Annotated in this window: 15 protein-coding genes; 3 read left to right on the top strand and 12 right to left on the bottom strand. The window is 37.2% G+C overall.

The window, feature by feature from the left end; all coding sequences use genetic code 11:
• Nucleotides 1-155: 155 nt before the first annotated feature.
• The gene (locus ACE1CA_RS18585; protein WP_413281838.1) at nt 156-2,915 is read left to right on the top strand and encodes a PAS domain-containing protein; all 2,760 of its coding nucleotides are present in this window, start codon (nt 156-158) and stop codon (nt 2,913-2,915) included.
• On the opposite strand, the gene ACE1CA_RS18580 is transcribed toward ACE1CA_RS18585, so the two are convergent.
• The 5 genes from ACE1CA_RS18580 to ACE1CA_RS18560 form a co-directional block, all read right to left on the bottom strand.
• A complete protein-coding gene (locus ACE1CA_RS18580; RefSeq protein WP_413281839.1) occupies nt 2,848-4,641 on the bottom strand; it encodes a cyclase family protein in 1,794 nt (597 codons plus the stop codon). The two genes, ACE1CA_RS18585 and ACE1CA_RS18580, sit on opposite strands and share 68 nt — an antisense overlap.
• Nucleotides 4,642-4,757: 116 nt before the next feature.
• Nucleotides 4,758-5,138, bottom strand: coding sequence for a hypothetical protein (locus ACE1CA_RS18575; RefSeq protein WP_413281840.1), 381 nt, complete (start codon nt 5,136-5,138; stop codon nt 4,758-4,760).
• A gap of 15 nt (nt 5,139-5,153) precedes the next feature.
• A protein-coding gene (locus tag ACE1CA_RS18570; RefSeq protein ID WP_486517407.1) for an IS630 family transposase occupies nt 5,154-6,217 on the bottom strand; the annotation gives its coding sequence in 2 pieces (ribosomal slippage) (nt 5,154-5,761 and nt 5,761-6,217; 1,065 coding nt in all).
• Between the two features lie 56 nt (nt 6,218-6,273).
• Entirely contained in the window at nt 6,274-7,737 is a 1,464-nt protein-coding gene (locus ACE1CA_RS18565) for an EcsC family protein (RefSeq protein ID WP_413280101.1), read from the bottom strand.
• A gap of 122 nt (nt 7,738-7,859) precedes the next feature.
• Nucleotides 7,860-8,729, bottom strand: a complete 870-nt coding sequence (locus ACE1CA_RS18560) for an Rpn family recombination-promoting nuclease/putative transposase (protein ID WP_486517439.1) — start codon at nt 8,727-8,729, stop codon at nt 7,860-7,862.
• Nucleotides 8,730-8,892: 163 nt separating this feature from the next.
• On the opposite strand from ACE1CA_RS18560, the gene gntT reads away from it, so the two are divergent.
• Nucleotides 8,893-10,299: a guanitoxin biosynthesis MATE family efflux transporter GntT gene (gene gntT / locus ACE1CA_RS18555; RefSeq protein ID WP_413278076.1), complete on the top strand. Its 1,407-nt coding sequence runs from the start codon at nt 8,893-8,895 to the stop codon at nt 10,297-10,299.
• Between the two features lie 138 nt (nt 10,300-10,437).
• Here gntT and ACE1CA_RS18550 read toward each other — a convergent pair whose 3' ends face one another.
• Nucleotides 10,438-11,046, bottom strand: coding sequence for a hypothetical protein (locus ACE1CA_RS18550; protein WP_413278077.1), 609 nt, complete (start codon nt 11,044-11,046; stop codon nt 10,438-10,440).
• A gap of 713 nt (nt 11,047-11,759) precedes the next feature.
• On the opposite strand from ACE1CA_RS18550, the gene ACE1CA_RS18545 reads away from it, so the two are divergent.
• A complete protein-coding gene (locus ACE1CA_RS18545; protein WP_413278078.1) occupies nt 11,760-12,161 on the top strand; it encodes a XisI protein in 402 nt (133 codons plus the stop codon).
• Here ACE1CA_RS18545 and ACE1CA_RS18540 read toward each other — a convergent pair.
• The 6 genes from ACE1CA_RS18540 to ACE1CA_RS18515 form a co-directional block, all read right to left on the bottom strand.
• A complete protein-coding gene (locus tag ACE1CA_RS18540; protein WP_413278079.1) occupies nt 12,120-12,359 on the bottom strand; it encodes a hypothetical protein in 240 nt (79 codons plus the stop codon). The two genes, ACE1CA_RS18545 and ACE1CA_RS18540, sit on opposite strands and share 42 nt — an antisense overlap.
• Complete coding sequence (locus tag ACE1CA_RS18535; protein ID WP_413278080.1) at nt 12,340-12,618, bottom strand: BrnT family toxin; 279 nt, start codon at nt 12,616-12,618, stop codon at nt 12,340-12,342. Before ACE1CA_RS18535 ends, ACE1CA_RS18540 begins: the two co-directional genes overlap by 20 nt.
• Before the next feature lie 41 nt (nt 12,619-12,659).
• A complete protein-coding gene (locus ACE1CA_RS18530) occupies nt 12,660-12,788 on the bottom strand; it encodes a hypothetical protein (protein WP_413278081.1) in 129 nt (42 codons plus the stop codon).
• On the bottom strand, nt 12,788-13,015 hold the full coding sequence (locus ACE1CA_RS18525) for an addiction module protein (protein WP_413278082.1): 228 nt from the start codon (nt 13,013-13,015) through the stop codon (nt 12,788-12,790). The genes ACE1CA_RS18530 and ACE1CA_RS18525 overlap by 1 nt, the downstream gene beginning before the upstream one ends.
• Nucleotides 13,016-13,079: 64 nt before the next feature.
• Complete coding sequence (locus ACE1CA_RS18520; protein ID WP_413278083.1) at nt 13,080-13,298, bottom strand: BrnA antitoxin family protein; 219 nt, start codon at nt 13,296-13,298, stop codon at nt 13,080-13,082.
• Nucleotides 13,295-13,588, bottom strand: coding sequence for a BrnT family toxin (locus tag ACE1CA_RS18515; protein ID WP_413278084.1), 294 nt, complete (start codon nt 13,586-13,588; stop codon nt 13,295-13,297). The genes ACE1CA_RS18520 and ACE1CA_RS18515 overlap by 4 nt, the downstream gene beginning before the upstream one ends.
• Nucleotides 13,589-13,640: the final 52 nt, after the last annotated feature.

The raw sequence follows: 13,640 nt of genomic DNA, 5'->3' as shown, positions 1-13,640 counted from the left end.
TGTTTTTTGATGTTACTTAGGAAGTTAATCAGGGAATAATAGGGTTGTGAGAGCGAATTCTATATTATCAATGGTTCGATCGCACAAAACTGTATTACTAATAACCTTAACTCGTTAGATAACGTTACAATCCTTTACATTAGCGCTAAAGATCGATGAACATAGCTAAAGAACCCAACATAGTTCTGCGGAAAAATAGCATGAAAGTGCTGCTGATAGAAGACGATTTAGATCATGTGGAATTAATTCGAGAAATCTTGTTAGAAACCTATCCAGAAAGCAATTTAAAGTTAACTAATGTTAATCGTTTATCAGCCGGAATAGAACTTTTAAGTGCCGCAAAGTTTGATGTAGTTTTGTTGGATTTAACGCTAGATGATAACGAGGGATTAGCAGCAGTTACTCAGATAAAAAAGTTTGGCATGAAAACTCCGATTGTAGTGATGTTAGCGAGTAATGACCAAAAATTAGGTTTGTCAGCAATTCATGCAGGCGCACAGTTTTATTTAGTAAAAAGCAGTATTGATAGTCAACTTTTACTTGATTGTTTGGAATATGCTGTGGAACGTCAGTGCATAGAAAATGAAGTTCTAACTAAAGAACGGTTAGATTTAGCGATCGCGGCTAGTAATTTAGGTTTATGGGATTGGAATATAATTACAGGAGAGATATATTTCAACTCATACTGGAAGCAAATGTTAGGGTATGAAGAAATAGAAATAGAAAATAATTATGCAGCTTTTGAAAAACTGGTACACCCAGAAGATTTACCGAGAGTATTGCAAATTTTAAACGACCATTTAGAAGGATTGAATGATTTCTATGAAGTAGAATTTCGGCTACAAAGTAAATTTGGGGAGTGGAAATGGATACTTTCACGAGGGAAACTTTTCCAGCGTGATGAAACGGGAAAACCTTTGCGAATGATGGGAACTCACCAAGATATTAGCGATCGCAAAAAAGTAGAAGAAGCTAACTTAGAACTTACTCGCAAATACCAAGAATCTCAAAAAATTGCCCATATTGGAAATTGGGAATTTGATGTACTGACAGGAAAAATAACTTGGTCAGAAGAACTATTCCGAATTTATGGACTTACAAAAAATTGTCCCCCAACTTTTGAGCAACTTGTACAACAAATTCATCCCGACGATCGAGAAGCATTTTTACAAGTAGTAGAAAAGGCATTAACTGAGGGTACTTCTTATGAAATAGATCATCGAATAATTTATCCTGACGGTCAAATCAGATATATTAACGGTAAAGGACAAGCTTTAAAAACTAACCAGAAATCACCCAAGAATAATAAGTTTAGTTATGTGTTGCGGTTATTTGGTACAGCAATAGACGTTACAGAACGTTGCCAAGCGGAAGTAGCTTTACAACAGCAATTTTTGAGACAGCGTTTATTAGCAGCAATTCTCGATCGGATTCGTCAATCTTTAAATTCGGAGGAAGTTTTACAAACCGCAGTAGAGGAAGTCCGACGCTTTTTGTTAACCGATCGCACAACTATTTACCGATTTAATCCCGATTGGAGTGGGTTGACTATTGTCGAATCAGTAGCTGAAGAATGGATGCCAATTTTAGGAATTGCGATTCAAGATAATTGCTTTATAGAAAAGTATATTCCGCTTTATCAAAAAGGGAGAATTCGGGCTATTGAAGATATTTACAACGGTGAATTACATCAATGTCATGCCGATCAATTAGCGCAATTCCAAATCAAAGCTAATATCGTCGTTCCCATATTACAAGGCGAAAATTTATGGGGATTGTTAATAGCCCATCATTGTAGCAGTCCGAGAAAATGGCAAGATTCAGAGGTTGATTGTTTAAAGCAAATAGGTTTACAACTAGGAATTGCAATTCAGCAATCAACACTTTTTGAACAAGCCCAAATTGAAATTGCCGAACGTCAAAAAGCAGAGTTAGCTTTACGAGAAAGTCAAGCAAAATTAGAGGAGAAAAACCAACAATTAGAAATTACCTTAAAAGACTTAAAACAAACTCAAATTCAATTAATTCAAAGTGAAAAAATGGTGAGTTTGGGTCAAATGGTAGCGGGAATTGCTCATGAAATTAATAATCCAATTAGTTTTATATATGGTAATCTCAATTATGCTAATCAATATGTGCAAAATATGTTTAAATTACTGCAATTATACAATCATTATTATCCTAATCCACCAAATGAAATTCAGCAGCAATTTGCAGAAAATGACTTAGAATTTATTATGGAAGACTTTCCTAAGCTATTGAATTCCATGCAATCAGGCGCGGAAAGAATCGAAAAGATAGTGAAATCATTACGCACTTTTTCTCGCTTGGATGAAGCAGATATGAAGTCTGTGGATATTCATGAAGGGATAGAAAGTACGTTGATGTTGTTACAAAGTCGCCTGAAATGTCCAGAAAAAAATTTAGAAATTCAGGTAATCAAAGATTACAGCGAATTACCATTAGTAGAATGTTATGCAGGACAGCTAAATCAGGTAATTATGAATTTGCTATATAATGCGATCGAAGCGTTAGAAGAAAAGAATCAAAAATGCAACATAGAAGAAATTGCTGCTAATCCTAGTACAATTACTATTCGTACTTATCTTTCTGATACGGGAAATGTAGCAATATCTATTGCTGATAATGGTTGTGGCATACCTAAATCGATTCGCCAAAGAGTATTTGACCCATTTTTTACTACTAAACCTGTAGGTAAAGGAACAGGTTTAGGGCTGTCAGTTTCTCATGCAATTATTGAACGTCACAGTGGTAAAATTACCTGTGAATCTGAATGGGGAAAAGGAACAAAATTTATTGTAGAAATTCCTCTAGAACAGTGTAATACTATGGTAAGAATGCCAGAACAGCAGCCGGAGAACCAGAACCATTTTTCAATCGTAAAATACCAATAACTAAAGTTGTTCCTGTGGCAGGTAACTGTTCTAAATTAGTCAAATTTTCTAAGACAATTCGCGGCTTTTCTAACATCAAACTATTTACTGTAAAAGTAGTATCTTGTCCAGAATCGACTCCATGAGTATCAATTCCCAAACCAGAAATCGATCGTTCTTTGAGTAAAAATAAAACGGCTTCTTTGCTAATTCCGGGAAAGTGCATTTGTCCTGATAAATCTGGATTTAAAAACTGATTATTGTCTAACCATTTTTCTTGCCAACCTGTATAAATTAGGACAACGCTATCAGCAGAAATTTTGCCCTGTTGTTTTTCCCAATCCCAAATATCATTAATAGTTAAGAGATAATCTGGATTAAGTTTTGCTTGGTTACTAATATCGATTACTACCGCAGATTTAACCAAAGATGAAGCTAAATATTGCTCAATTCCAATTCCTGAAGCGTGAAAACTTAGGGGCGCATTAATGTGAGTTGCGCTATGTTCGCCCAAAGAAAAACGCCGCAAATAGTAGCCATCTTTTGCTATTTCGGCAACTGTTTCTAATCCTACAGATGGATCTCCAGGCCACTGAGGAATGTTAGTATCTATAATATGACTTAGGTGAATAACTTGGGAATATTTAATAGTTTTTTGCGAGGTTGTGGAATTAGTTAATCTTTGCAAAGTTGCGGCTTTAATTCCCTCAGTTTGCCCAGAAACAGTAAAAACTAAAGCTTCTCGATAAACTCTTTGTGCGGGATGAGATTTGAGGTTAGCTGCGCCACTAGAAACAGTAATTGCAGCATGAGCACAACGTACTGCTAAGGCGATCGCCCAACTCCGCAATTTATGTTTCTCTGCTAATGCCAAATCTGCGTTTTCTTGCGCTTCTCTAATCGCTTGACGACAATGATTAAATTCCGCATATAAATTCTCGAAACTTTCCTGAATAAAAGGCAAAGATTGAGTTTTAGTCGCAGCTTCTAAAATATCAATTCCCGCCAAAGCACAACCTAAAGCTAAAAAAGTAGTTTGTTTGAGGATGCTTTTGCGATCGTTATCCTGAATCCAACCTTTTGGTTTAATAAAAACCACTTTTTCCTTTGCTAAAAACCATTGTTTCAAATTAGCTGCAACAGTATTAGTAGCTGTCATCGCCGCTAATTTCATCGGTTCATCAAAACTAATTAAACCTTGATTATCTTGCTCAGTTTCTCCTAAAGGAATCACACCAAAAACTGCTTCCCCATTAGGTAAAGTAGCAGCAACAATAAACTCAGAAAATATTTTCCAACCAGTCACCCAAGGTACTTTTCCTTCGATTAAAAAACCGTCAGTAACAGGAATTGCTGTAACTAGTGGTTCGCCATTCCGTCGCAAATGAGAAAAACCAATTCCTAACAAACACTTTCCCTGACTCATCAAAGGCAAATACTCTTGTTTTAAAGCAAAGTTTTCACTTTGAGAAATCATCGCTGCTGCACTTTGATGTTGAGTTTGCAAAAACGCCAAAGCACCAGAATATCTAGCAACTAATTCTTGGTAATCATCAAATGTGTCTTGATTGACAGCTAAACCGCCCCATTCTTGAGGAATTCTTAAGCCTAATAATCCTAATTCTGCAAGTCCGTTAAGCGCTTTTTGCAATTCTTGGAAATCATAATCGATCGCTGCGGCGTTTGGTGCGATCGAATTAATCAAGTAGAATTTAGTTTCCTCAAGCAAAGCGTATAATTGATTCATCTTCAGGATAATTAGTTACAGCTAATTTCCAGTTAATTATAACAGTCCGTTTTAAGGACTTCAGTCCTTGCCATGTCAGCTAGAAGGACTAAAGTCCCTACAACGAACCAATTTGATTACACAGTAAATGCTTCTAGATTGACATTGAGTTTTTTAGTAATTGTTTCTATCACCTGGCGTTCTTCGGGTGTAATTACTCCGTCTAACTGAGCAATTTTTTCACATTGCGCTAACAGAGGAACCGCAAAATCACTATTAATTTGCTCTAGCAAACTTTCTAATGACGGTGGAGAATTACTATTAGTGGCTATTGCATCTAAAGAAACTGGGCTAAGATTTAAAGTTTTTAATTCGGGTAAAATTTGCCTCCAAGTTTTTTCGGGATTTCCAGCTAAATAAACATGAATCAAGATTTGATCCATGACTACTTCTTGGGAAATTGCACTCTTTAAAAACTTCTCACTTTCTAACTGAGTACTTTCTAAAGTCGCTTCCATCGTGATATAGCCAGTCTAAATGAATTGTGAAAAAGCATCGTAGTTTTTAAAGTTAGGAACATTAAAAAGTTTGAAATCAACAAAAAGCTGAAATAACCGCTTCACAATGGCAAAACTTTTACCAAACCGATAAAATCTTCTTAGTAAATTTTTTAACTGTAGCCAAATTGCTTCTACAGGATTTTCTTGGGGAGCGTAAGGCGCAAATCTATGACAAGTAACATTCCATTCTTCGGGAGTCATTTCTTGATTCTGTTGAGTTAAAAATTTTTTCATTTCCTCTCCTCTATGATAACTAGCTCCATCCCAGATCAATAAAATTTTGGCTCCCGGATTTCTTTGTTGTAGTTGAGTGACAAAATTGACAGTGTTTTCTCCATTTCCTTGGGGATAAGGGTCGAGAATAAATTCTTTCGTTAATAGATCTAAAGCTCCATAATAAGTCTGTCTTTCTTTGGGATTCAACAGTGGAATTTTCACTGGTTCTTTGATGAAGTTCCACAGATAACCACAGATATCGTCCCAGAGTAGATGGCATTCATCAATAATATACACCACCAGCTTTCTGGCCTCTATTTCGGTGCGATGTTTTTCGAGAAGTGCGGCAATTTCTTGGTTTTTTTTTTAGTTAATTCTGCATCATATCGAGGATTCACCTGTTCTCCTTTTTGCCAAGAGATTTTCGCTTCTTGAAAAATCTGATAATAGCTTTGTCGCGATTGAAAAACTACATCATATTTGTCAATTAAATAAGTTTCTAATTCGGAAATATCCCAAGCTTTTTGCTGAATTAACCACGCAATTGTTTCCGCTCTTTCTTCTGGGCTTAAATAACTTTCTGTGCCTTTATACCTGGATTTTAAAGCTTCATTACCGCCGACTTTAAAAGCATTAAACCATTTACTGATAAACCCTACTGAGACTGCTAAAATTTCTGTAATTTTCTCATAGCGATATCCCTCTAACGCCAATTTAGCTGCTAATGCTCTCTTCATTTCTGCCGATTTTGGATTACTTTTAATAAAATCTTCGAGAGTCTTTAGCTGTTTTCTAACTTCTGAATCTTCTACTGCTCTCATTTCTACTTCTCGGTTACAAGCCGTTCTTATTTTACCAGATTACCCTTTTACTTCTTTCATGACTCATTTAGACTGGCTATAGTTGGAGTTAGTTTTGCTTCATAAAAACGACAAGCAGCATATCCCACCGCATAAAGCAGTGCTGCATTAGTACTCGCACCAATAGCGGCTCCAGCAAGAGGTATATTTCTCAGAAAACCTAATCCTGCTTTAATTGCATAGCTGCTGCCCAAATTTAAAGCTTGACTACCGCCAATAGACAAACCAAAAATTGTTACAACTTCTCCCTTTCTAGTTGGATCTTTTAAGTCAAAACCGTAAGCACAAGCAATCTGATAAATCATTTCTGCTTGCAATGCTGTAGTTGCGGCTAAATCAACTGCTAATAAAGCTGTGGCAAATCCTGGTAATAGACTAGTAGTAAATCCTGAGCCACCTACATAAATGGATTTTTCCAACATTATGCGATGAGCAGTATCGCTTGGCTTTTCGTTGGGATATTTCTTTTGCAGCTTTTTCACTTGAGTTTCCGCTTTAACTATATCAACTCGGTCTACAAAATTGAGCAATTGATCGATCTTTAAAGCTTTTGTTAGCTCTTGCAACATTGGGCTGCTATCCACAATATCAAGTACAAAGCCTAATCCTTGAGGTGCTTGCATTGCAGCACTTCCAACTGCTCCAGCAGTTCCAACAGCTGCACCAGTAACAGCTTGACCTGCACTAACAGCAGCACTTCCCACACTTCCAGCGGCTCCCGCTACTGCACCTCCAACTGCTCCAGCTGCACCTGCTACTGCTCCTAACCATCCTCCCCAAAACGAGGGTTTATTTTCTACGGTTAATGGACTTGCTGGCTCAACATTAACAATAGCAGCAGAAGATTCATCCTCAACAACTATTTCAGGTGTAATTAAAGTTGAATCTACCTGCTTATTTAACTCAAATTCTTCTTGCCAATCAGGGAAATCATCGCCTGTTTGTTGCCCAAAAATCTTAACTTTTTGGCAAAACTGAATGCTTAAACCAATTAATCCCTCGCGAATAACTGAAACTACAGAATCTTGTTCTGGAACTTGGGCTGATTCTACCTTTATTTGCAAATAATCATTTTTCAGATTCGCTTTTGCAGTAATGCTTTGAGAGTTCAACCACTGATTAATCAGTTTAGTCAAAGCATTTACATCACCTTGTTTTGCAAGTTCTTCAAAGTTCGGCACATTCTGCGCCGAAACTTCAAATTCCTCATTCCAAGCGGGAAATTCTTCACCCGCTTGTCGTCCAAAAACTTTAACTTTTTTAATCGATTCAGCCCCTAAGTTGCTCATCCATTTATTAATTAGTGGGACTAATACCTGTTGATTTGGTACTTGAGCAGCTTCCAGCATTATTTGTAAGCAATCATTTTTCATGCCAGCTTTCGCTGTGATACCTTTGGATTGCAGGGAACGATTCATGAAAGTTGCGATCGCTCCTGCATCTCCCTGTTTAGCAAGTTCCGTTAGATTTACTGGTGCCATAGTCTAAGAGTTGATAAACGAAGCTATCTCTAGTATTCCCAGGTACAACATAGTACTAACACACTCAGCAAATTTCCGTACTATGGCAATCCAGAAGGTTACAGTCGAGGGAATGGATGTATTTAGGGGCGATGAGTTTCTAACCAAACTGGCAAATCAGCAACAGAGTCAAAATCTAAGAGTGCTTCCGCCAAGTCTTCTAACAAAGTAACTGGTAGAGTGGAAAGCTGCGATCGAATTTCCTCATCTATTGTCCCAAACTTTCGAGTCAGAAGACGAAGAACCAAAGCGAAAGCTTCCTCCTGAAGACCTTCTTGGCGACCTTCCTGGCGACCTTCCTGGCGACCTTCTTGGCGACCTTCTTGCAAAATCTCCTGATAAATCACTGACTCGCGCATTGTTTTCTCCCGAAATAATCGACGTAAAACTGTTTGATTAAACTTTAATCCCGCTAATATTTGGATGTAGGCGGATACTTCTCGTTTCTGTTCGATCGATTCTATTCTATCCACTTGCTGTGCTACTTGTGCAAGCAATTGCTCTGGCTGGGATGTCGCCGCTAAAGATGCCAAAGGTAGCAAAGCTATATCAGCTAAAAATATATTAGGGTCTTCTTCCCAAAGCCTGATTACCCGATATTCATGGCGAGTTCTTTCTAACACAAAAGCTGTTTCAATTACCGTTCCTTCTGCGGGAGATAACAATAAAATAATCACTTGGGTAATCGGTTTTCGGTAAAGTCGATATAACCTTGTCCAATAGTCCAGCATTCGGAAAGGTAACGGTGGTTCTGATTCCAGTTTGACCTGAAATTCTAAATGTAATATCCGCTCATAAGTATTCAGAAACGTCACCGAATCTGCTCGAATTGGTTCGATGCTCAATTCGGTTTTTAATACCTGCACGCTGGGAGGTAATTCTCCTAAAATCCAAGCGGCAAAACGGTCTGGATATTTTTCCGATAGAAGCTTGCACAGGTTATCGAAAGACATTAAACTTGGGCGTGACTAGCTTTTTCAATTACAACTATATATTTATTAGGTGTAGTTAGCCAAATAAAAGATTCTATCTTAATGTAGCCAGAATATCAAAATCATATAAATTAGTAATTAAGATAGAATTAGCCATAATCGAAATTCTTATTCAAGTAGAAACATGGTTAATTCTGCCAAACCACCTCTAGAAGGAAGTGAACCCTTTGAAATTAATACACTTGAACAACTAGAGAGTACATCCCCAAAAATTATTAACTTGCCAGAAATTCTCTGGCGCTTTTTTCGACTTGCTGCGATCAATATTCTTTCTAATTTGATGGTACCTCTATCTGGATTATTGAGCGTTGCTTTTTTGGGACATTTAACAGAAATACGCCACCTTACAGGAGTTACCCTTTCGACAATTTTGTTTAACTACATTTACCGCACTTTGGGATTTTTACGCATGGGTACTACCGGAATGACAGCCCAAGCTGTGGGAAGAGATGATCAAGAAACAGTAATATTAATTGGATTACGCAACGGTTTATTAGCTTTAGGAATGGGGCTAATAATTCTACTTTTACAATATCCGGTAGAACAACTAGGATTTGCGATTTTGAGTGGTGCAAAAGAGGTGGAAAGTTCAGGAATTGACTACTACGAAAATAGAATTTGGGCAGCACCAGCTACCTTACTTAATTTTGTTTTAATTGGTTGTTTTTTGGGTCGAGAACAAAGCGGCAAAGTGTTATTAATGTCCATCATTGGCAATGGAGCAAATGTAATTTTCGATTATCTATTTATTGTCTATTTAGGTTGGGAAAGTGCTGGTGCAGGTATGGCAACGGCGATTAGTCAGTATTTAATGTTAATCACTGGAATGATTTTAGTTGCTACAGAAATTAAGTGGCAAGAAGTGCAATTTCTTTTCGGAAAAATCCTCGACACCAACGCCATGAAAGCTGCGGTAACTCTTAACGGTAACATCTTCATTCGTACCTTCGCCTTTCTTTCCGCCTTTGCTATTTTCACCAACCTAAGCGCTGTTTTTGGCACAGATACATTAGCTGAAAATGCTCTGCTTCTCCAAGTAGTTACTTTAGCCATTTATGTAATTGATGGATTAGCATTTGCGACTGAAAGTTTAGCCGGAATATTTTTTGGAAAAAAAGTTTACCAGCAACTAATAGTATTACTAAAAATAGCTTGTATTACCAGTTTATCAACAGGTATTCCTTTAGCTTTAATCTTTATTATATTTCCCAATGTTACCTTTGGATTATTAACTAATCATTTGGAAATAATTCAACTAATACATAGTTATGTTTGGTGGTTATTCCCAGTATTAGGTTTAGGTTCTATTGCTTTCATTTTAGACGGCTATTTTTTGGGTTTAACATCTGGGGCAATTCTTCGTAATGCTGCCTTAATTGCCACATTAGTTGGATTTACTCCCATAGCTTTAATTGCTTGGCATACTCAAAGTAATCATCTTTTGTGGTTAGCTTTAACTTCTTTCATGTTTGTGCGAGTCATTACGCTTTTAAGCCAAGTACCAAAAACTTTTATTAAGGATGAGAACTAAAGTCTTCATCGATCGGGGAAGGTTAATTAGATATTTCCAAAAAAACCTATGTAGAGATGTTATGTATAACGTCTCTACAAGGTTTTTTGGAGATGTCTATTGGGAAAATTCGGTGTGCGATCGAACCTCTTTTTCGAGTTAAACGTTAGAGATCTTCACATCACTTTGAGCAACATACCAAGCATTGCGATTTTGTGGACTAATTTCTGCACAAAGCACAACATAATAGTAATCGCCCTTTTCTTCCGAAGATAACAAGTAATAGGTTTGATTGTTTTCTACTTTAAACCAAGCTGTACCATTACCTTCGGGATCTTCTGCTTGCAAAACAGTTGTCTCCCTCTCATCTATCTTAAATAGTGCGCCTTCAGCGTTAGAAACCTCAACCTTTGCTTTGGCTTCCCAACGTTTTTTAAATTCATCTTGCAACTCTTGAGGAACTTTTTCTTGGATAAAAGCTAGAGCATCTTCTTGATGATTACTTACGGTTTTGTTACCTTTATAGGAACCGGGTAAATTTTCCAAATATAGCGGTGAACTATCAGCATTTGATGAATGAGCTCCCCCACGCCACATTTGATTAAATTGGGGAATGATAGTTGTATCTGCCAGATCCGTTTCAATGTGTAATTGTAACCACTTCAAAGCTTGTCTTTGCACATCCTGCTTTTGCAAATTACTGTATGTTGCAAAAGAAGTGAACGCCTCTTTTAAGAAGCTAATGGTAGTTGCGGATTGATTAGCCATGATGAATTTTCCTTAAGTATTGGACTCGTCTTTGACAATTCAACTCAGGCTAAGTACCTTTGCACCAGTGCTTCTGAGAACAAACAAATAGCACTGTAACTAATAGCAGTTTAGCGGGAGTATCCCTACATTACAAATGGTTTATTGGTGAACTAATTCGGTTGCCCGTAGTTCTATGACTTGATAATTTCTCAAAAATGAGCAAATGAAAACTTCTATAGCAAGCCTAAATCAATAATGAGGACTTCTTTTGCTTCTTTCCTTTGCGTTCTCAAACGCGATTGCTTCTTCTTGATTCCTCAAAAAAGATGTCTTTAGAAATTAAATAGGTCTGCTAAAAGAGTGAATCTAGGATTTAATTTCAAGCCTCTTTAAAGCATTGCTCATTGTTGTATCTGACCAAATCAACACTGAAGTCAGGTTTAAGTAAAGCGTTTAATTGAATTATTTTTTCCCTGACTTTAGGGGGATGTATTAATTAGCCCTACAACTTCACTATACAGTTGATTTCTCTAAGAGAACCTGAGTTTGATTAATATTAATATAACTTTACAATGTTTTGAAACATTGATATTTCCGGCTAAGTTTTATCTAAATACAAAATTCCTCAAAAGTCGCAAATTGTCTGTAACTAAATTTACAAAATACCTGGGTTTTGCGGTTTATCCTTCACTGCTAATCATTTACGAGCCACAGCAGGAGGTAATCATCGAATGGAAAGAATAGAACAGTATCGTCAATTCATTCGTAAATTGTTAACATCTCATGCTGATTCTGATAATACAAATTCAGACATAGAGATTGAATCTCAACTTGTGTTTGATACAGAAAACGACCATTACCAAGTTTTAGATGTTGGTTGGAATGGACTGAAACGAGTTTACAACTGTTTCATTCACATAGATATTAAGGATGGGAAAATCTGGATTCAGCGTAATATGACGGAGGCTGATTTAGCGCAAGAATTAGTAGAAATGGGAGTACCAAAAGAGGATATTGTTTTGGGATTACATCCACCTTATAAACGTCCTTATACGGGATATGGCGTTGCTTATAGGGCGTGCGATCGCTTTTTAAGCTGTCTCACCTTTTTTTTGTGGCATTGTTTCAAGTAACGCCCTAAGTACTTTATTAACTGACTCCGGTGTAGTGAAAACTTCGGCTACATCTTCATCTAAAACCACAACAGTTAACTTCTTTTTTCCACTACGAGAAGCAAAGCGATTAGGTTTTGCTTTCTGATAGTCAAAGTCGTATTCAGGTAAAAGTTCGTTATCAGAATTTGGTGATTCCTCAAAAGGCGTTTTGTTCATAATTTTCTCGCTCTCTTCGAGTAGCTAAACGGGCGCTGATAATACGGATAGCATTTGGGCGATCGGTGAAACAAACCAACAGCAACCGATTAATCTCAGAATGACCTATAATAATTTCTCGCTGTTCTTCTGCTGAGTGTGCCTCATCATCAAAGATAACAGCCAATGGATTATAAAACACAGTTTTAGCTTCTTCAAAGCTGACACCGTGCTTCTTTAGATTGGCAGCTGCTTTCGACTCGTCCCACTCAAACTCCATTTTTAAATAATATCCGAATCTTTCCGCCAAACTTTATTGTATCAAATAAAACTTTCAATTTCTACCTCTTCTAAATATTCCAGTCCTAATCCCTGTCTTTGTTCTTGGTAGTAGGTAGCTGCATCAACTAACTCTTGATTTGCTAATGGATGAAATACAACTGATTTCATTACAAAGACTCGCGAAGTTTTTGAAACACTTGTTCCGCAGGAATACCAGTAACTCGATCTTCATCCATTGCTCGATCGCGTAATTGAGCTTCTTGAACCCAAACATTTGCCACTTCTCGATCGATTTCATCGTTTTGACCTAAGTATGCAAGAAGTCTAGCTAACAGTAATGCTTGAGAGTCTTTTGGTAGCGCCAGAACTTCCGCTTCAAGCTGTTCGATTCTCATGGTGGTTTTAAACTCCTTAGTAACTATTCTTAATTTACCTACTCTTCTGTTTTCTATCTAATGTTTAGGCAGAGGGTATCCATTCTAGCGATAGTTTACGTTGCGATCGCACACAATCCTGTAGATAAAGATTAATCAAAGTTTGATAAGGAATACCAGTTTCTTCAGCAAGTTTCCTGAAGTAATCAACTACATCTTCTTCAAGACGAATTGATACTTGCTTTTTGAGCTTTTTAGTATATGGGTTTTTGACAGATTGGGAGAAATCGTACTCTTCTTTCATGGGGAAAAATCAAGATATTGTTTACGTTCTTGCTTAGTTGCTTTACGCGCTGAAATGATGCGGATTATTTCATCACTCTCTTGATAGAGATGAGACACGATCAGGAGGCGGAATGAACTACTTAAACCAAGTAGAATATAACGATCCTCCTGCTGCGAATGTTCAGAGTCATAAATCAAGCGTGCGTTCTCATCATAGAAAACAGATTGCGCTTCCTCGAATGAGACATCGTGCTTTTGCTGATTAGCCCTAGCTTTCTGCTCGTCCCACTCAAAACTCAACTCGCTCATACATACATTATACTTACGCTGTCAATACAAAGTATCTCATGAATCAAGCAGT

This window comes from Floridaenema evergladense BLCC-F167 (assembly GCF_041929205.2).
GTDB lineage: Bacteria > Cyanobacteriota > Cyanobacteriia > Cyanobacteriales > Aerosakkonemataceae > Floridanema > Floridanema evergladense.
This window is presented reverse-complemented; position numbering and strand designations above follow the sequence as displayed.

Excerpts from the sequence above, each read along its gene's own strand:
- ACE1CA_RS18540 (WP_413278079.1), bottom strand. The coding sequence starts at position 12,359 with ATGAACAAAACGCCTTTTGAGGAATCACCAAATTCTGATAACGAACTT.
- ACE1CA_RS18580 (WP_413281839.1), bottom strand. The coding sequence starts at position 4,641 with ATGAATCAATTATACGCTTTGCTTGAGGAAACTAAATTCTACTTGATT.
- ACE1CA_RS18535 (WP_413278080.1), bottom strand. The coding sequence starts at position 12,618 with ATGGAGTTTGAGTGGGACGAGTCGAAAGCAGCTGCCAATCTAAAGAAG.
- ACE1CA_RS18565 (WP_413280101.1), bottom strand. The coding sequence starts at position 7,737 with ATGGCACCAGTAAATCTAACGGAACTTGCTAAACAGGGAGATGCAGGA.
- ACE1CA_RS18550 (WP_413278077.1), bottom strand. The coding sequence starts at position 11,046 with ATGGCTAATCAATCCGCAACTACCATTAGCTTCTTAAAAGAGGCGTTC.
- ACE1CA_RS18585 (WP_413281838.1), top strand. The coding sequence starts at position 156 with ATGAACATAGCTAAAGAACCCAACATAGTTCTGCGGAAAAATAGCATG.
- gntT (WP_413278076.1), top strand. The coding sequence starts at position 8,893 with ATGGTTAATTCTGCCAAACCACCTCTAGAAGGAAGTGAACCCTTTGAA.
- ACE1CA_RS18575 (WP_413281840.1), bottom strand. The coding sequence starts at position 5,138 with ATGGAAGCGACTTTAGAAAGTACTCAGTTAGAAAGTGAGAAGTTTTTA.
- ACE1CA_RS18530 (WP_413278081.1), bottom strand. The coding sequence starts at position 12,788 with ATGAAATCAGTTGTATTTCATCCATTAGCAAATCAAGAGTTAGTTGAT.
- ACE1CA_RS18560 (WP_486517439.1), bottom strand. The coding sequence starts at position 8,729 with ATGTCTTTCGATAACCTGTGCAAGCTTCTATCGGAAAAATATCCAGAC.
- ACE1CA_RS18545 (WP_413278078.1), top strand. The coding sequence starts at position 11,760 with ATGGAAAGAATAGAACAGTATCGTCAATTCATTCGTAAATTGTTAACA.
- ACE1CA_RS18525 (WP_413278082.1), bottom strand. The coding sequence starts at position 13,015 with ATGAGAATCGAACAGCTTGAAGCGGAAGTTCTGGCGCTACCAAAAGAC.
- ACE1CA_RS18520 (WP_413278083.1), bottom strand. The coding sequence starts at position 13,298 with ATGAAAGAAGAGTACGATTTCTCCCAATCTGTCAAAAACCCATATACT.
- ACE1CA_RS18515 (WP_413278084.1), bottom strand. The coding sequence starts at position 13,588 with ATGAGCGAGTTGAGTTTTGAGTGGGACGAGCAGAAAGCTAGGGCTAAT.